Origin of the sequence: Mesorhizobium delmotii (genome assembly GCF_900149755.1) — a bacterium.
Taxonomy (GTDB): Bacteria; Pseudomonadota; Alphaproteobacteria; order Rhizobiales; family Rhizobiaceae; genus Mesorhizobium; species Mesorhizobium delmotii.
In genome coordinates this window covers 189,251-205,879 of the sequence record NZ_FUIG01000024.1, presented here as the reverse complement: position 1 = coordinate 205,879, position 16,629 = coordinate 189,251, and the positions used below count along the sequence as shown (strand labels likewise).

Genomic DNA, 16,629 nt, shown 5'->3' with positions numbered 1-16,629 from the left:
CTCTATTTCAGACCGGAACCGGCAATGCCGGTGGTGATGAAGCGCTGAAGGAAAATGAACACCAGCACGACCGGGATCATGGTGACGACGGTCATGGCCAGGATGTAATGCCACTGCACGTTGAGTTCGCCGGCATAGGTGTTGAGACCAACCTGCAGCGTATAGACCTCCTTGCGCGACAAGACGATCAGTGGCCAGAGGAAATCGTTCCAGCGCCAGACGACGGAAAAGATCGCCAGTACCGCCAGCGCGGGGGCGGTCAGCGGCAGGATGATGCGCCAGTAGATCTGCCATTCCGACGCTTTGTCCATGCGCGCTGCCTCGATCAGCTCGTCGGGTATAGTCAGCATGTACTGGCGTAGCATGAAGACGCCCGTGGGCGTCGCCACTGTGGGCAGGATCACGCCCCATAACGAATTGAACAGTCCCATTGCCGAGATGACCGAATAGAGCGGCACCAGAATGACGGAGAGCGGCACCATCAGCGTCGCGACGATGAGCATCATCACAGCCGAACGTCCCCGAAAATTGTACTTCGACAGTGCGAACGCAGCCATCGAATTGGTCAGGAGCGTAATCAGGGTGGCGACCACGGTGACGAAGACCGAGTTGCGCAGGTAGAGGAAGAAGTCAAAGGCGAGGAAAGGCTGGACATAATTATCGAGCGCGAAGGCGATGCTGCGCTTGGGCGTACGGTTCTTGATGTTGACGCGTATGATCTCGCCCGGGTTGGCGGGATCGACCATCTGCGCGACGGTGCCGAGGCGGCGCACTTCGGCGAGCACGCGCACGCTGCCGTCATCATTGCGCACTTCGAATAGCTGCAGCGGCTCCTCGTACCCCTCCACGATAGCTTCGGCGGTGACATAGGGCAAAACAGTCGGGGGGAACTCCGCCAGCGCGGCAGGCGTCTTGAACGACGAGTTGACCAGCCAGAGCGCCGGGCCGAACATGACAATCAGCCCGCCGATCAGCCAGAACCAGGTGAAAACGTCCGTCCAGTGCCAGCCGGCGCCGCCGCGCCGGCGGAACAGAAATTCCGCAACCCTGCTCATCGCATCTTGCCCCGCTGCTCGTTGCGCCTTGCGATGCCCAGCTGGATCAAGGTCAGCACGACCAGCACCGCTCCCATGAGGATCGAGGCCGCGGAGGCGAGCCCCGGATTGCGCAGCAGCGAGGCGAAGCCGACCTCGTAAATGTACTGCGTGAGGAACAGCGTGCTGGTCCCGGGACCGCCGCCGGTCAGCACATAGACTTCGTCGAATATCTGCACGGCGCGGATGAGTGTCAGCACCAGCACGACCAGCAGGTTGGGCGCCAGCAAGGGCAGCGTTATGCGCCAGAAGACGCGCATGGGCCGCGTTCCGTCCATCTCGGCGGCCTCGTAGAGGTCTTTCGGAATGGCCTGAAGGCCGGCGAGAAGGATCAGCGCATAGAAGCCGACATGGGCCCAGACCGACACCATGATCGTCGCCGTGAAGGCCCAGTTGCGCTCCACCAGCCAGTTGACCGGGGTTCCGCCCGCCTCGAACACCATCAGGTTGAGCAGTCCCTGCCGCTGCAGGATCCAGCGCCAGATGAGACCGACAACGACCGGCGACAAAAGCACCGGGAAGAAGAACACGGCGCGCCAGAAACTGCGCGCACGCAACTCACGGTTGAGCACGAGTGCGGTGACAAGCGCTACGGCGACCATCATCGCCACTTGCAGCACGACGAAGGTCAGGGTGTTCCAAACCGCGATCCAGAACAGGTCCTCGGTGCAGCTCTTCGGATCGAGATAGCTGCCGCAACTGAACAGCCGCCCGTACTGATCGGCGCCGACGAAGGTGCGGTCGCCGAGGAACAGCGCCCCGCCACCGGTCATCGAATACAGGATGTTGATGACCAGCGGAAACAGCACGAAAATGCCGAACACCAGCATGTTCGGCGCCAGGAAGAACACGGCCATGCCATTGCTGCCCGTGCGCCGTTGCAACATGCGCAGTGGCGCATCGAAAACATTCGCAAGCCAGCCGACCGGCGCCAGGATCATGGCGCCGGCGCGGGTTGCTATGCCGTTTCGGACGTCTGCCATGACACTGCCGCGACGCTACTTCGATGCCTCGGCCACCTTTGCCTTGATGTCCTCGTCGATGCGGACGAAAGCCTCGTCGAGCTTCAGCTCGCCGGCCATGACCTGACTGATGCGGGTCACCAGCGCGCCATAAACCGGAGTTCCCCATTTCCACGCCGGCAGGGCGGCGGCGTTCGGCGCGATCTTGCCCGACGCCTTCAGGAAGGCTTCGAGCGACGCCTTGACGTTCTCGTCGTCGGTCTTGTAATCGATCCTACCGGCGAGAACGCCCTTGTGCGCGGGCAGGAACAGGGTGCGCTCGGTGAATTCGCGCATGATGTCCTCGCGTCCCAGGAAGTCCATCACCTTGCCGACTTCAGCGGCGTTCTTCGTGTATTTGACGGCGACCAGCGCGGCGCCGCCCGGCATGCCGGTGCAGGCGGCGGTGCCGCACGGCGAGCCTGTCGCCACCCAGTCGAAGTTCTTGCCGATCTTGCTGGCGAGGTTGGCGACCTGCCAGCTGCCCGAATAGTAGTAGGCAATCTGCCCATTGATGAAGTCGTCGGCCCCGGCGCGATAGGTGGTGCCCGACGCCGACACCCAGATCTCCTTGTTCATGCGGCCGTCGGCAACCCAATTGACCAGCTTTTCGGCGAACGCTTTCGTGCCGGCGTCGATCGGCGCCGGCAGTCGATCACCGCCGATGTAATTGGCGCCATAAGAAATGTTCGCCGCCGAGATACGATGGCCGCTGCGGTCGATGGCAAAGGCAGCATTGAGCTGCTGGCTCTGCTGCACCTTGCCGGCGGCATCGATCCATTCGTCCCAGGTTGCGGTGTCGGCCGGGATCGGCACGCCGGCCTGTTCGAAAAGCGTCTTGTTGACGAAGCCGCCGGTCAGCGTGATCTGGGTCATGAAGCCCGGAATGATCTTGGAACCGTCAGGGCGCATCCAGTCGAACTGGTCGCCGAAATTCGTCTGCCAGTATGCTGGATCGGCAACCACAGGCGTCAGGTCGAGCCAATGATCGGCGAGTTCCTTGATGTTGGTGACGCGGGCGATATCGGGACCGCGTCCTGCCTCGAGTTCGACCGGAAGCTGCTCCTGGACAACCTTGTAGGCGACATTGTCGAGAATGACGTTGATGTCCGGATTGTCTTTCATGAAGCGGTTGAGCAGGTCCTGTATCACCTCGCCCTCGACACCGTCCGAGTACCACATCACCCGAACGTCGCCTGCGAACGCGGTCGACGACAGAAGGCCAGCCGAAAGGCCCAAGATTATCGAATTCATTCTCATGGTTCACTCCTCCGCTTTTGCGGTCTTCACCGCTTGATTGTCGCTGTCCGAACTGCTTGTCGGGCTCCTTTTGATCCGATCCTCACCTGGTTGCGATGGCGCCGGCTGTGAAGAACGTGGCTTCGCCCGTGACCTGCCAGTCGGCCGGATCGATGACACGATCCTCAGCCTCCATGCGGCCATCCGGATGGAACAGCACGTCGCCGTATTCCGGGTCATTGACATGCAGAAGGTCGTTTTTTCCATGGCCGAGCGCGAGCTGACAAAACTGCGCCTCGAATTCCTCCAGCGACCCATATTGCCGGCGCCGGCCCAAGCGGATGATCCATGCGGCTTGATGGCCCGGCACGCGCAGCTCGTTTCCAGCGGTCGGCCCGCGGCCGACGAGCTCGAAGGCGCTGTCGGCCTTCAGCATCGCGAACCCATCGCCGCCGCGCGCCGAAGCGATATTTTTCTTGACCCACGCTTCGTCGAACGCGCTCTGTGGGAACCAGGCATGGGTAAAGTCGGGCTGCTCGGCAGCGCAGCTGAACAGCACAACAGCCAGGTCGCGGTATTGATGCACGCGCGGCAGAGATCCGGAGCCGCCCCAGTAGGACGGCCGGCCATAGCCCGAATGAATTGTCTCGCCCGGATGGTTGATCCATATCTGCGCATCGGGATTGCCGCCGAGGCGCAGGTGCAGCACCGTTTCCTGATAACCCCATTCGTTCCAGCGATAGGCTGCTGCGCTTCCCATGGCGAAATCGCGGGTCTTGTAGTGGTAGAGCTTGGCTATCCGGTTCTGGCCCTGCGCGAAGCACCATTCCTGCGCGTCGTCGCCCGCCATGCAAGCGATGCCGGTCAGTTCTTGCGGGACGTGGAGGCCATGGTCGCGCAGGCAGAGCGCAAGCTGCGGCAGGGCGTGGAAGCGCATGCCGTAGAAACCTTTGCCCCACAGCATGCGTGCAATGCCGGAAAGTTCCAGCGAACGGGCGGCGCGCAGCGTGTGTTCGTAGGAGCGTCCCTGCGCGCCCGTAAGCATGCCCTGCTGAGCCGAGCGGGCGACGATCTCGAGCAGGCGGTTGATCGCAGCCCCGGCGCGCCGGCGGACGTCGGCATCTGGCCCAAGCGCGTACAGGATCGTCAACCCCTTGAGATCGATCGGGAAATAAGGGGCGGAGTTGAATTCCGCCATTTCCCATTCCTCGAAATGATCGAGCCAAGCGCGCACGCGCGCAAGGCCCACGGTCGACTGCTCCGCGCCGGTGCGCCCCGGGCGGACAAAGCGGGCATCGGGCAAGAGATGGCCGCCGAGATAAGCCGCGGTGTGAAACAGAAGCGCATGGTTTTCGGAGAAGTACCACTGCACGTCGTTACCCGGCTCATCCATCCAATAGCGGTAATTGAGGATCGCCTGGTCAATGCGGTGACGGAGATCGACCGCGATCGAGTCGCCATAGGCACGACGGCACCAGAGCAGTGGAACCAGGATGAAATCGGCGCAGTCGTGGCAATCCTCGATCGCCGGCAGTGCAGCAGCAATGATGGCGTCGGTTTCGACGCCGCCGCGGCCCGTCGCCAGCCGCGCCAGCGCCCGCACGGTATCGGCCTCCGCGAAATTGGAGACCTGTTCCAGGGCTTCGCCGATCCTGTCGGCAAGGATGGCAGGCGCGCGACCCTGACGCGCCGCATGACAGATCTCCACGCCGAAGACCCGCTGGGCAACAAAGCCTGAAGATGAGAGCGATACGGCAAAATGCCGGAAGTCGGCGGGAAGGTCTTCCGTGGCGGCAATAGTGATGCGTCTTGCCCCCGCTTCGATGCGGCGGCGGAAGATCACGGGCGCCTCGATCGACATGAAGTCGCCCTCGATCACGATCGCTACATCCACGGCAACCGGCAGCGCGACATCCGTCACCAGCGCCACTTCGCCGCCGGAATAAAATGGACGCTCGAAATGCATCGCGTCGAGCGCGGCTTCCATGGCCGCCGCGACGTCGCCTTTGACGGTCGTAGGCAAGACCTGTTCGGCCGTTGGGCCCCGGAGATAGTCGAGTTGGAAGAAGTAGCGTGCGTCACGCTCGGCGAGATCGTCGAACCAGATGCTGATCTCGTTGGCGCCGGCGACGAGATCGACCTCGAAATCCTGGGAAGCCTCGAGATTGCGCCCGTAGGGCGCCATCCAGCCGGCCTCTATTCCGTTGACGAACAAAACGGCGCCGCCGCAGGTGCGCAGCCGCAGCCGCGCCCGGCCGTCCGAGCCTGCGTCGAGCACGGTACTTGCCCAGGTGGCGACCACGGTCGGGCGGAACCAGAAGCCCGACAGGTCGACGCGCGGCGAGCCGAACGGAAGCCAAACACGGTCCGGCTCGAACACTCCCTGCGGCTTGGGCCGTTTCCCGCGGCGTTCGGCGGCAAACTCGGTTCGGCAGGGATATTCGTGCGGGATGAAATTCTTGTGCTTGGTCAGGAAGAAGAAGGGATCCATCTCCCCTTGCATCGGCTGATCTGCAACATCGTAGCGCTGCTCAGACGTCGTGCCGACGAGCCAGTAAACGACGGGGCCGCCGAGCGCGAGCAGCCGGCGCAGCGTAAGATCGTGCTTGATCGGTTCCACGGTGTTCATCGCAGCGTCTCAACAGGCACGGGCGACACGTCGTTATAAGCCTGGTTCTCGCCCGTCATGCCCCAGACGAAGGCGTAGGGGCCGGTTCCGCTGCCCATATGGATCGACCAAGCCGGCGAGATGACACAGTCGCCATTGGCCACGATCAGATGGCGGGTATTGTCCGGCCGTCCCATCAGATGGACCACCCGCTCTTCCGCCGCGAGATCGAAATAGAGATAGGCTTCCATACGCCGCTCATGCAGGTGAGGGGGCATGGTGTTCCAGACGCTGCCCGGAGCGAGATCCGTGATGCCCATCAGCAGCAGACAGGAAGGTGCGACTTCCGGATGAATGTACATGCGCAGTGTGCGCTTGTTGGCGCGTCGCTCCTCGCCGAGTTCAAGCGGTTTCGCCTCGGATTTCGTGATCAGCCGATGCTTGATGTCCGCGCCGGCCGGAACCGAGTTCATATAGAACCAGGCGGGGTGCGCGGCGCTGTCGCTTTCGAGCGTCACTTGTTTAGCGCCGCGCCCGACATAGAGCACATCGCGGTTGGCGAGCGCGAAGCGCTGCTGGTCGACGCTCACCGTTCCTGCGCCGCCGAGATTGGCGATGCCCATCTCGCGCGCGGTGAACAGATGAGGCGTGCCGACGTCCGCGCCATCGCCGAAACTCAGCGGCTCTGCGGTTGGGCACGCGCCGCCGACGATCATGCGGTCGACATGGGTGTAAGCGAAGGCGATGCGGCCGGGCTCGAACAGCCGCTCTACCAGAAACTCGGCGCGTAGCCGCTCCGTCCCGTAGCCATCGATGTCGCCGGGACCGGCGCCGAAGAGAACGCGCATCGTCATGCCGCCGCCTCGGCAGCTTCGGCATGGATCATCCCCTCGGTGAGGCAGAGGATCGCCAGGGCCTGGCCGTAGCCGGTAGGCTGGATCGGGATGTCGCGGTAGAATTGGAGATCATGGCCCATGCGGGTGCCATAGGAAACGTTTCCGAGCACGCCGTTCTCGTCGATGCTGGCCAGCACCGCGCCGAGCGCGCGCCGTCCCGCCGGACCGCATGCCTTGGGCCCGAAGCCTATGCGCGCAGCTTTCATGAGACCATAGCCGATGCCGGCGGTGGCCGACATCTCCTCATAGGAGGTCGGGTCATCGAGCAAAGTGTGCCATGCTCCCGATGGCGCCTGCAGGCGCAGTAGCGCTTCGATCTGCGCTTCCAGCACGCCGAGCAGATAGGCTTCGACTGGCTTGCCGATACCGCCATTTTCGATCAGGTCAAGGATGCCGACCGTGATCCAGGCGTTGCCGCGGGCCCAGAGAGCGCGGGCAAAATTATGTCGGCCGGCAAATGTCCAGCCATGGAACCACAAGCCCGTTTTCGGGTCGGCGAGATAGCGAGCATGGACGAGGAACTGGCGAACAGCCTCGTCGATGCAAGATTGCCGGCCGGCCGCGCGTCCGTGGAAAGCGAGGAACAGGCCAGCCATGAACAACGTGTCGTCCCACAATTCGTCGTCGTTGATCTTGTCTGAGACATTGTGCTGGAACCCGCCCTCGGGCGTGCGAGGCATGTCGCGAAGCAGCCTTTCGGCCCATTGGCCGAGAGGCGTCTCCCAGCGCGGATCGCGTGTCTCGCCCCAGAGCAATGCCAGCGCCATCATCGGAGCGGTGGTGTTGATGTTCATCGGCGGCAGGCCCGCCTTTAAATGGCGCTCGTACCAGTCTTCGATTGTCTTCAGGAGTTTCGGGTCGCGATTGTGCCGCCAGAGGCAAACGAGGCCGTAGAGGCCCACACCCTGCGGCCATTCCCAGGAATCGAAGCTGATGTAGTCGCCGGCCGTGCCGTCGAGGTTGGGCTCGTCGAAACGGCCGTCATGGCGCAGGCCCGTCATGCCGCGCACGAGCAGGTCGAGCTTTGAGCGCATATCTTTCATGGACGACGCCACTACTCCTCCCAAGTTTGCGCGATGTCGGGCAAATCGGTGCCACAGCTATTTTTATTGCGCAATCTGAAATTTTTTTGCAGCATGAAGATCTGGTGAGGAAATAGCCGATGGTCGTGAAGGTCGAAAGCGGGAAGCGCGGCACGCCCAGCCGGCGCGTGCGGCTCGAAGACGTCGCCGCGCGCTGTGGCGTTTCCGTCAGCACGGCGTCGCGGGCGCTTGCCGGCGGCAAAGGCGTGCGCGGCGATCTTCGGTCGACGATCGTCGAAACCGCCAGGAAGCTGAATTATACGATCCCCACTTCGATCGCCGGCCGCAAGGTGATCCTCGCCGCAAGCAACGCTGCCATGATCGACTATGGCCGCAACCAGTTCACCTTCTATGTGCTCGACGGACTGAACGAGCGTGCAAAAACTCTTGGTGTCGAGCTGGTGCCGCGCTCGATCGCCGACGCCGATGATCAGATCGCGCTGCTCGATGATGCCAGGCAAGACAAGAGCGTCGTCGGCTGCCTGTTTCTGACGCTTGACGACGAGGCGGTGCTGACGCTGACCGGCGGTTTCGGCAAGCCGATCGTGCTCATAAACGGCGACGACCCGGCGATGCACCATTCGAGCCTGACGCCATGCAACCGCTCGGCGGCGCATCTTGCGACGCAGCACCTGCTCGACCTCGGCCACCGGCGCATCCTGTTCCTGATGCGACGCGGGCGGCGCACGATCGAGCGACGCTTCGAGGGCTGGCAGGATGCACTGCGAGAACGCGGCCTGGCGGCCGGCGACCTGGCCGTGGAGGTGGCGGATTGGCTGCCGGACCTTGCGGCCGAAGCGATTGCGCGGCGCATCGAGGCTCGTGGCCTCGACTTCACAGCTGTGCTCGCCGCGGGCGACAGCCTCGCTATCGGTGCGATGATGGCGATCCGGAAGTCGGGTTACGAGGTGCCTGCCGACGTGTCGGTCATGGGCATGGATGACCTTCCGCAGGCGGCTTTCCAAAACCCGCCCCTCACGACGATGCATATCCCGATGCGCGAGATCGGCGCGGCGTCGCTCGACCTCCTGCTCGCCGATCTCGGCGGGGACCTGCCGCCGCGCCGTATCGAATTCGCCTGCCATATCGTGCAACGCCAGTCGACCGGCCCGGTTCACGCCTGAGACGTATGGTTCACACCGCTGTCCGGGCCAGGCCATCACTACATCGATGGGGTCACGTTCGAACCGTCTTCGAAGCGTCCGTAACCTCCGCCGAAGAAAAGCAGAGGTTTGCCGTCTCGCAAGGTCGCGGCGGTTACGCGGGCAACGACAATCAAATGGTCGCCGCCCTCATGCCCGGAGATCCGCACGCATTCGAACCGCGACAGGCAGCCACCCAGCAGCGGCACGCCGGTATCGTTCAGCTCGTGCGGGAGGCCGTCGAAGGCTTGACCGACGCGAGCGAAGCGCTGGCTCAGCTCCATCTGCTCCGCGCCCAAAACATGAACCGCGAAATGCTCGCAACCTGCGAAGGCGGCAAAGCGCCTCGAATGCCGGCCGATCGACCACAGCACGATCGGCGGGTCGAGGGAGACCGATGCAAAGCTGTTCGCGGTGATGCCGACGGGACCATCAGGCGTCATCGTGGTGACGACGATGATACCGGTCGCAAACCGGCCGAGCGCGTCGCGGAACTCGCGCTTGCGGTCGGGGCCGGGCACGAAGCTTTTCATCGGTTGCTGCTCGGGGTTGAGGAAGTGGTACATCAGGCGCCCTCCTGGCCAAGGGCTGCGGTGGAAGCTTCAATCTCGTTGAGGCGCATTCGCAGCATCATCATCGCCGCTCCCCGGTTCCGAGCGGAGTCGGCGGGGTGATTTCCGGCACCCGGCCATAGGCATGCGGCAGCGAGCAGGTGTTGATGTTCGGCAGCACGCGCTTGCCGAAGGACAAGGCCTCGTCGAGATGCGGATAGCCGGAGAAGATGAAGGCGCGGATGCCCATTTTCCGGTATGCCTCGATCTCGCACATGACCTGGTCGGTCGAGCCGACGATCGCGGCGCCGCAACCAGAGCGTGCGCGGCCAACGCCGGTCCACAGATGCCGCTCGACATAGCCGTGTGCGTCGGCGCCGGCGCGGTTCTTTGCCTGGTGCGCGACGCCCAGGGATGTCGCGTCCAGTGCGCGGGCGCGGATAACTCTGCCCTGCTCGTCGTCGAGTTTCGAAACCAACTCCTCGGCATAGTCGCGGGCTTCGGCTTCGGTGTCGCGCACAATCACGTGGACGCGCAGGCCATAATCCAATGTGCGGCCATGGGCGGCTGCACGCTCGTGAACGTCACGCATGCGGTGCGCCAACACGTCCTTCGCCTCCGGCCACATCAGATACACGTCACACTGTGCGCCGCAGAGTTCGAGCGCGTCGGGCGAATAGCCGCCGAAATAGAGTAGCGGCCCGCCATTCTGTTGGTAGGGCTTTGCGGGGTCGGCGGTTACTTTCCCGAACTGGTAGACTTCGCCCTGATGGTTGATTTCATCGCGCGTCCAGGCCTGACGCAGGATCTCGATGACCTCGCGCGAACGCTGATAGCGGAAGCGGCTGTCGGCGAGTTCGCCGGGAAAGTCGGAAGAGATGACGTTGACCGTCAATCTACCCTTTAGCATGTGGTCGAGCGTTGCGAGCGTGCGCGCCAGCATGATCGGTTGCATTTCGCCGCAACGCACCGCCGCGAGAAGGTTGATCGTCGAGGTTATCGGAGCGCAGCCCGCCACGAAGGACAGAGTATCCTGGCCAACCTGATAGGACGAGGGACACAGGATATTGCGAAAGCCCAGTCCTTCGGCTGCCTTGACGATATCGGAGCAGTGCTCCCAACTCGACCGCAGCGCGCCATCCGGTACGCCGAGATAGCGGAAATCATCGGAGCACAAAGCGGAAAACCACGACACTTCAGCAGCGTCGAGATCAGCGGACGTCACCGGAACGACCGTCAATGTCCGCACTCCTTTCGTCAATTGCTGCCGCGACTGTCTTTCCCTGTTGAATATCATTCGTTTTTGTATAGATCAATAGTGTATCAATTTTGCGTTTGGAGACAATTTGAGCACGTCCAGAAACGCCTACGCGCTTCCGATGCATCAGCAGGTCAGCGAAATGCTCATCCGCGAGATAGCGGCTGGGCGGATGATCGAGGGCGAGAAGCTTCCGCCGGAGCGCGACATGGCTGCGGACCTCGGAATAGCGGTCGGTACATTGCGCAAGGCGCTCGGCGATCTCGAGCGCAGGGGCTTGCTCAGTCGCATCCAGGGATCCGGCAACTACGTGCGTTCGCAACCCGACGTGGCCAGTGTCTATTCCATGTTCCGGCTGGAACTCCTGGAGGGAGGCGGGCTGCCGACGGCGCGCGTTCTGTCAGTCGATCGGCTGGCGAAACCGATGGACCTGCCGGTGTTCGGATCGAGCGGCGAGGCCCATAGAATAAGGCGGCTGCGGAGCCTCGGCGGCAAGCCGGCGGCGCTGGAGGAGATCTGGCTCGACGGTTCCCGTGCGGAGACGGTCGCTATCGAAGAACTGTCGGATTCGCTCTATCTTTACTACCGCAAGGCGCTCGGCATCTGGATCTTGCGTGCAGAGGATCGCGTCGGGGTCGGCCAGGTGCCGGGATGGGCGCTGCCTGAGTTCGGCCTTGCGCCGGGCGCCGCCGCCGGCTTCATCGAGCGTACCGGCTGGATGCAGGACGGCGCCAGCGCGGAGTTTTCCAGGACCTGGTTTGATCATGGCGTCGCGCGCTATGTCGCGCGGCTGCGATAGGGAACCGATATGGCGAAGCACATTTCCTACGGCATGATCGGCTGCGGCATGATGGGGCAGGAGCATCTTCGCAATATCGCGCTGCTGCCCGATGTCGGCGTCGCGGCGATCTTCGAGCCCGACGCGACGATGCGCGCCCGCGCGGCAGTCCTCACCCCGCAAGCGTCGATCGCCGGCTCGGTCGCGGAGGTGGCGGCCGATCCGCGCGTCGACTGCTTGCTCATCGCCAGTCCGAACTATGTGCATTTCGCGCAGCTAAAGGAAATCGCTGCTATCCGTGCGCTGCCTATCCTGGTCGAGAAGCCGCTTTTCACCGACCCGGTCGACGCAGCCGCGGTGAAGGCGTTCGCCACGACCTATACCGCACCAGTCTGGGTGGCGATGGAATACCGCTATATGCCGCCGGTCGCTCGATTCATCGAGCAGGCGCAGAACGCCACCGGCGGCATCCGGATGCTGACAATCCGCGAACATCGCTACCCGTTCCTGGACAAGGTGGCCCACTGGAACCGCTTCAACCGTCGATCGGGAGGCACGTTCGTCGAAAAATGCTGCCATTTCTTCGATCTCATGCGGCTGATTCTGAAATCGGAACCGGTAAGGATCATGGCGTCGGCCGGACAGGAAGTGAATCATCTCAACGAACGTTATGATGGCGAGACACCCGATATCTGGGATTGCGGCTACGTGCTGGTCGACTTCGCCAGCGGCGCGCGCGCCATGCTGGAACTATGCATGTATGCAGAGGGCAGCCGCTATCAGGAGGAGATCAGTGCCGTCGGTGCGCAAGGTAAAGTCGAATGCCTGGTGCCGGGTCCCGGCCGCTTCTGGCCAGCTCATCTCGGCGCGACGCCGACGCCGCAGTTGATCGTCAGCCCGCGCTTTCCGCAGGGACCGTACACCGTCGAGATCCCGGTCGACCCGCAATTGTTGACGGCCGGTGATCACAACGGCTCGACTTTTTATCAGCATCAGCGGTTCTGCACCGCCCTACGAGGCGAAGGGCCGGTTGAGGTGACGTTGGATGATGGCTGGAAAGCTGTCGCCATGGGTATGGCCGCACAATTGTCGGCAAACCAGGGCACGGCCATTTCCAACCCACTCGATGCCTGCGAGAGCGCTCAGTGTGGCTGATGGTAGCTCACGTGACCGCTTGATCTTACTGACTAAGTGGTAGCGGAGACGCCTAAATCGCAAGATCCACGGCGTGAGCCGCCTAAAGCGCGTCGCGTTTGACCGGCCTCATGCGACGCGCTTTAGGTTGTTATTTTTATGCATGTCGTTGTCGCAAAACCGCTGCACACTTTTGCGCGACATGCATTAGTGGGATCAGTCGATCTTGCCTCCGATTGCCGCTATGGTTCGGACCAGCCTGTCCGCGACACAGGTCGATGCTCCAGCCGCCATGAGCATCTGCGGCAAGATCAACCATTCCAGCGTCCAGGCTGCACCAGAGCGCTCTTGCTCATGGATCAGCGCATGATGCATTCCCGACAATTGGACTGCGTTGTAGCGGGCAAGCGTCACCAGCATCTCGGCGTCGATGGGATTGCGCTTGTGCGCCATGGCGGACGATGAACCGCCGCCCGCCCGTTGGAGTTCGTCGCCTGCCTGCGCCATCAGCGCAATGTCCTGCCCGAACTTGCCGAGGCCGCCCGTCACAAGCGATAGCCAGTTGGCCAGTTCAACGATGCGGTCGCGCTGGCTGTGCCATTGCGGCGCGTCGCCGAGGCTTAGCCGCCGGGCCAGCGCGGTGCGGATGGCGGCGCCCTTGTTTGCGAACTTCTCGAGTGTCCCGACGGCGCCGCCGAACTGGAGGACGAGGACCGATCCTCGCACCGATTGAAGCCGCTCGTGGTGGCGCACGAGCGGTTCGCGCCAGCTTGTGACGCGGTCGGCTACGGAAATCGGAATCGCTGCCTGCATTCGGGTTTGGGCCATCAGCGGGCGATCGCCAAACCGATGGCCGAGATCGGCGAAGGCGACCACCAGAGCCGAAAGCCGTTCTTCCAACAGGTCGATACAGGCGCGAATTCTCAGGATCATGGCCGTGTCGATCACGTCCTGGCTAGTCGCACCGAAATGCACATGCTCCGAATGCGGCTCTCCGACAGCATGCCTGATCTGCCGCACGAGCTCCGGCACCATGACGCCGTCGCGCGCCGTTGCGTCCCTCAGGGCCTGGATTTCCGGCCGGAAGTTGTCGAGGACGCGTCCGATTGCGCTTGCTGCAGCCGCCGGGACGATGCCGAGTGCAGCTTCTGCGTCGGCGAGCGCTTTCTCGAATTGCAGCATCGTCGCAAGTTCGGCCTCGACGCCGACCAGCGTCGCCATCTTCTCATCGCCGAGAAGCCCGGACAGGAGGGGATTGTCAAATGCTGCGATCATATGTCGAAGAAGACCGTCTCGTTGATGCCCTGGAGATGAATGTCGAACTTATAGATGTCGCCATCGCGCGGCGCGACCAGCGTCGACACGCGCTCTCTTTGCTCAATGCGCATCAGGACGGGATCCTCGGCGTTGGCCGTTTCCTCGTCGCTGAAATACATGCGGGTGTGAAGGCCAATGTTGATTCCACGCGCGACGATCCAGACCGTCAAATGCGGCGCCATCTTGCGGCCGTCAAAAAAGGGGACGCGACCGGGTTTGATGCTTTCGAACATGCATTCGCCCGTCGTCATGTCGGTGGGCAGCCGGCCCCAGCCGGTAAAATTCGGGTCGGCGGAGCCGCGCAGATCCGAGGGCGAATTGTAGATGCCGGCGGCGTCCGCCTGCCAGATCTCCACAAGCGCGTCCTTCAGCGGCGAGCCGGCGCCGTCGATCACCCGGATGTTGACCCTGATGCGTTCGCCCCTGGTCTTGTCGTTGACCATCGCGGTGCCAAGGTCGCGTTCATAGACGCCCGAGATACCGGCAAAGTTGGGCGTCAGCCCTATATGGACGTAGGGTCCCGCGGTCTGCGAGGCGCTTTCCTTCAGCCGACCGAGAGCCTGGACCATCAGTTGCCCTCAATGCGGTTTTCGAACAGCGTCGAGCGGCGGCCGCGCAGTACAATGTCGAATTTGTATGCCCGCGCATCCATCGGTATCGTTGCCTCCATATCGAGCGCGGCGGTGAGGCCTTCAATAGCGCGGCGGTCGTTGATGGTCCGCACGATCGGGCACCTCCAGATCATCGGGTCGCCCTCGAAATACATCTGGGTGATCAAGCGCTGCGCGAAGCCGTGCCCGAAGATCGAGAAATGGATGTGAGCTGGACGCCAGTCGTTGGGTCCGTTGGGCCAGGGATATGGCCCCGGCTGGATCGTACGGAAACAATAGGAGCCATCCTCGCCGGTGATGGTGCGGCCGCAGCCGCCGAAGTTCGGATCGAGTGGCGCGAGATAAGTCTCCTTCTTGTGTCGATAGCGTCCGCCGGCGTTGGCCTGCCATACCTCCAGCAATGCACCGGCGACGCCGATGCCGCGCTCGTCGAGCAGGTGGCCATAGACGAGGATGCGCGGCCCGATCGCGCTTTCGCCCGGCCCGGCAAAATTGTGTATGAGGTCATTGTCCAGTTCACCGAGAATATTGTGGCCGAAGACCGGCCCCGTAAGCTCCGACAGGGTGTTGTCGAGGGAAAGAAGCGGCCGTTGCGGCGAGCGCAGCACGGAAGTCTTGTAGGCCGGCGTGAAGGCCGGCGGATGCCAGTCGCGGTCGCGCTGAAAGAAGGCGCCGATTTCCGGCGTGCGGTTGGCGGGAAAGCGCGAGTTGGTCATGATTTGGCGGCTTGAGCGTCCATTTCGTCGAATGTCTTCCTGGCGATCTTCATCGCATGATTTGCCGCCGGTACCCCGGCATAGATTGCCACATGCAGCAGCGCCTCGCGTATGTCGTCGCGCGTCGCCCCGGTATTGACGCTGGCGCGGAGATGCATCGCAACCTCTTCGTCCTGCTTCAGCGCGGCGAGCAGCGCGATAGTGATCATAGAACGCTCGCGCTTGGTGATGTTAGGCCGCGACCAGACGTGACTCCATGCCGCCTCCGTGATCAGTTCCTGGAAAGGAATGTCGAATTCGGTCTTGGCCGCCTCTGCGCGGTCGACATGGGCGTCACCCAGCACCGAACGGCGCGTCGCCATCCCTTCGACATATCGGTCGCCGTGTTGTGGCTTGCTCATTTGCGCTCTCTTCGCATGTCGTTCAGGAAGCCACGGATCAGCCCGGCGAGCCTTTCCGGCTGCTCGACGCATGGGATGTGGCCCGCACCGGCGATGACCTCGAACCGTGCGGCGGGGATTGAGCGGGCCAGCGATTCCACCAGTTCAGGCGGTGTCGATCCGTCTTGATCGCCGACAATGCAGAGTGTCGGCACTTTGATCGCGGCGGTCGTAGCGGTGAAATCGGCGTCGCGGATAGCCGCGCAGGCAGCAGCGTAGCCGGCCGGATCCTGGCGCGTTAGCATCGTTTTATAACCAGCCAGTTCCTCGCTGCGATTCTTATGGAAATCCGGTGTGAACCATTTTCGCATCACGTCGTCGGCAAAGCTCGCGATGCCCTCCGACAGGGCCGCGTTGATGCGCCCGTTCCACATCTCGGCCGTACCGATTTTTGCTGCCGTATCGCAAAGGATCAACCCCTCGATCAAATCCCGCCGCGTCTTGTAAAGGCATTGCGCAATGACGCCGCCGATCGAAAGCCCGCAGATCACCGCGCGCTTTACGCCAAGACGGTCGAGCAGCCCTGCAAGGTCCGTCGCATGGGTCTCGATTGTTTGCGGCGCGCCACCCAGTTCGCTCAGGCCGTGTCCGCGCTTGTCGAACGCAACTGATGTACAGTCGTCGGCGAGCCTTCGCTCGACCTCGTTCCAGATGCGCATATCCGTGCCGAGCGAGTTCGCGAAGACGACCGTCGGCCTGCCAGCTGTGGGACGATGCCGGTAGTGGATCGTCGCGCCATTAATGCGAGCAAAGTTCATATCC

Annotated in this window: 16 protein-coding genes; 3 read left to right on the top strand and 13 right to left on the bottom strand. The window is 62.7% G+C overall.

What is annotated here, in order from left to right:
- Positions 1-2 precede the first annotated feature (2 nt).
- The 6 genes from BQ8482_RS14915 to bglB form a co-directional block, all read right to left on the bottom strand.
- A complete protein-coding gene (locus BQ8482_RS14915; RefSeq protein WP_123148328.1) occupies positions 3-1,055 on the bottom strand; it encodes a carbohydrate ABC transporter permease in 1,053 nt (350 codons plus the stop codon).
- The gene (locus BQ8482_RS14910; protein ID WP_123148327.1) at positions 1,052-2,077 is read right to left on the bottom strand and encodes a carbohydrate ABC transporter permease; all 1,026 of its coding nucleotides are present in this window, start codon (positions 2,075-2,077) and stop codon (positions 1,052-1,054) included. The genes BQ8482_RS14915 and BQ8482_RS14910 overlap by 4 nt, the downstream gene beginning before the upstream one ends.
- A gap of 15 nt (positions 2,078-2,092) precedes the next feature.
- Positions 2,093-3,355 (bottom strand): ABC transporter substrate-binding protein, encoded by a 1,263-nt coding sequence (locus tag BQ8482_RS14905; RefSeq protein WP_123148326.1) that lies wholly within the window; start codon positions 3,353-3,355, stop codon positions 2,093-2,095.
- Between the two features lie 82 nt (positions 3,356-3,437).
- A complete protein-coding gene (locus BQ8482_RS14900) occupies positions 3,438-5,963 on the bottom strand; it encodes a hypothetical protein (protein WP_244602812.1) in 2,526 nt (841 codons plus the stop codon).
- Positions 5,960-6,796 (bottom strand): 5-dehydro-4-deoxy-D-glucuronate isomerase, encoded by an 837-nt coding sequence (gene kduI / locus BQ8482_RS14895; RefSeq protein ID WP_123148325.1) that lies wholly within the window; start codon positions 6,794-6,796, stop codon positions 5,960-5,962. The genes BQ8482_RS14900 and kduI overlap by 4 nt, the downstream gene beginning before the upstream one ends.
- Positions 6,793-7,881: a beta-galactosidase BglB gene (gene bglB / locus BQ8482_RS14890; RefSeq protein WP_123148526.1), complete on the bottom strand. Its 1,089-nt coding sequence runs from the start codon at positions 7,879-7,881 to the stop codon at positions 6,793-6,795. Before bglB ends, kduI begins: the two co-directional genes overlap by 4 nt.
- A 119-nt stretch (positions 7,882-8,000) precedes the next feature.
- Between bglB and BQ8482_RS14885 the strand changes: the two genes are divergently transcribed.
- Entirely contained in the window at positions 8,001-9,044 is a 1,044-nt protein-coding gene (locus BQ8482_RS14885; protein ID WP_123148324.1) for a LacI family DNA-binding transcriptional regulator, read from the top strand.
- 38 nt (positions 9,045-9,082) lie between these two features.
- Here BQ8482_RS14885 and BQ8482_RS14880 read toward each other — a convergent pair whose 3' ends face one another.
- Both BQ8482_RS14880 and BQ8482_RS14875 read right to left on the bottom strand, forming a co-directional pair.
- Positions 9,083-9,628: a flavin reductase family protein gene (locus BQ8482_RS14880; protein WP_123148323.1), complete on the bottom strand. Its 546-nt coding sequence runs from the start codon at positions 9,626-9,628 to the stop codon at positions 9,083-9,085.
- A 67-nt stretch (positions 9,629-9,695) separates the two neighbouring features.
- The gene (locus BQ8482_RS14875; RefSeq protein ID WP_123148525.1) at positions 9,696-10,853 is read right to left on the bottom strand and encodes an LLM class flavin-dependent oxidoreductase; all 1,158 of its coding nucleotides are present in this window, start codon (positions 10,851-10,853) and stop codon (positions 9,696-9,698) included.
- A gap of 139 nt (positions 10,854-10,992) precedes the next feature.
- Here BQ8482_RS14875 and BQ8482_RS14870 point away from each other — a divergent pair, with 139 nt between their 5' ends.
- Both BQ8482_RS14870 and BQ8482_RS14865 read left to right on the top strand, forming a co-directional pair.
- The gene (locus BQ8482_RS14870) at positions 10,993-11,670 is read left to right on the top strand and encodes a GntR family transcriptional regulator (RefSeq protein WP_123148322.1); all 678 of its coding nucleotides are present in this window, start codon (positions 10,993-10,995) and stop codon (positions 11,668-11,670) included.
- 9 nt (positions 11,671-11,679) lie between these two features.
- Positions 11,680-12,804, top strand: a complete 1,125-nt coding sequence (locus BQ8482_RS14865; protein WP_123148321.1) for a Gfo/Idh/MocA family protein — start codon at positions 11,680-11,682, stop codon at positions 12,802-12,804.
- A gap of 195 nt (positions 12,805-12,999) precedes the next feature.
- Here BQ8482_RS14865 and BQ8482_RS14860 read toward each other — a convergent pair whose 3' ends face one another.
- Genes BQ8482_RS14860 through pcaD form a run of 5 tightly spaced genes read right to left on the bottom strand, consistent with a single transcriptional unit; the run spans position 13,000 to position 16,625 of the window.
- A complete protein-coding gene (locus BQ8482_RS14860) occupies positions 13,000-14,058 on the bottom strand; it encodes a 3-carboxy-cis,cis-muconate cycloisomerase (protein WP_123148320.1) in 1,059 nt (352 codons plus the stop codon).
- Positions 14,055-14,669: a protocatechuate 3,4-dioxygenase subunit alpha gene (gene pcaG / locus BQ8482_RS14855; protein ID WP_123148319.1), complete on the bottom strand. Its 615-nt coding sequence runs from the start codon at positions 14,667-14,669 to the stop codon at positions 14,055-14,057. The genes BQ8482_RS14860 and pcaG overlap by 4 nt, the downstream gene beginning before the upstream one ends.
- Positions 14,669-15,427, bottom strand: coding sequence for a protocatechuate 3,4-dioxygenase subunit beta (gene pcaH / locus BQ8482_RS14850; RefSeq protein WP_123148318.1), 759 nt, complete (start codon positions 15,425-15,427; stop codon positions 14,669-14,671). Before pcaH ends, pcaG begins: the two co-directional genes overlap by 1 nt.
- Entirely contained in the window at positions 15,424-15,828 is a 405-nt protein-coding gene (gene pcaC / locus BQ8482_RS14845) for a 4-carboxymuconolactone decarboxylase (protein WP_123148317.1), read from the bottom strand. Before pcaC ends, pcaH begins: the two co-directional genes overlap by 4 nt.
- Positions 15,825-16,625 (bottom strand): 3-oxoadipate enol-lactonase, encoded by an 801-nt coding sequence (gene pcaD / locus BQ8482_RS14840; RefSeq protein WP_123148524.1) that lies wholly within the window; start codon positions 16,623-16,625, stop codon positions 15,825-15,827. Before pcaD ends, pcaC begins: the two co-directional genes overlap by 4 nt.
- Positions 16,626-16,629: the final 4 nt, after the last annotated feature.

Excerpts from the sequence above, each read along its gene's own strand:
- BQ8482_RS14915 (WP_123148328.1), bottom strand. The coding sequence starts at position 1,055 with ATGAGCAGGGTTGCGGAATTTCTGTTCCGCCGGCGCGGCGGCGCCGGC.
- BQ8482_RS14910 (WP_123148327.1), bottom strand. The coding sequence starts at position 2,077 with ATGGCAGACGTCCGAAACGGCATAGCAACCCGCGCCGGCGCCATGATC.
- BQ8482_RS14885 (WP_123148324.1), top strand. The coding sequence starts at position 8,001 with ATGGTCGTGAAGGTCGAAAGCGGGAAGCGCGGCACGCCCAGCCGGCGC.
- BQ8482_RS14905 (WP_123148326.1), bottom strand. The coding sequence starts at position 3,355 with ATGAGAATGAATTCGATAATCTTGGGCCTTTCGGCTGGCCTTCTGTCG.
- BQ8482_RS14860 (WP_123148320.1), bottom strand. The coding sequence starts at position 14,058 with ATGATCGCAGCATTTGACAATCCCCTCCTGTCCGGGCTTCTCGGCGAT.
- kduI (WP_123148325.1), bottom strand. The coding sequence starts at position 6,796 with ATGACGATGCGCGTTCTCTTCGGCGCCGGTCCCGGCGACATCGATGGC.
- pcaG (WP_123148319.1), bottom strand. The coding sequence starts at position 14,669 with ATGGTCCAGGCTCTCGGTCGGCTGAAGGAAAGCGCCTCGCAGACCGCG.
- pcaH (WP_123148318.1), bottom strand. The coding sequence starts at position 15,427 with ATGACCAACTCGCGCTTTCCCGCCAACCGCACGCCGGAAATCGGCGCC.
- BQ8482_RS14900 (WP_244602812.1), bottom strand. The coding sequence starts at position 5,963 with ATGAACACCGTGGAACCGATCAAGCACGATCTTACGCTGCGCCGGCTG.
- bglB (WP_123148526.1), bottom strand. The coding sequence starts at position 7,881 with ATGAAAGATATGCGCTCAAAGCTCGACCTGCTCGTGCGCGGCATGACG.
- pcaD (WP_123148524.1), bottom strand. The coding sequence starts at position 16,625 with ATGAACTTTGCTCGCATTAATGGCGCGACGATCCACTACCGGCATCGT.
- BQ8482_RS14870 (WP_123148322.1), top strand. The coding sequence starts at position 10,993 with ATGCATCAGCAGGTCAGCGAAATGCTCATCCGCGAGATAGCGGCTGGG.
- pcaC (WP_123148317.1), bottom strand. The coding sequence starts at position 15,828 with ATGAGCAAGCCACAACACGGCGACCGATATGTCGAAGGGATGGCGACG.
- BQ8482_RS14865 (WP_123148321.1), top strand. The coding sequence starts at position 11,680 with ATGGCGAAGCACATTTCCTACGGCATGATCGGCTGCGGCATGATGGGG.
- BQ8482_RS14880 (WP_123148323.1), bottom strand. The coding sequence starts at position 9,628 with ATGTACCACTTCCTCAACCCCGAGCAGCAACCGATGAAAAGCTTCGTG.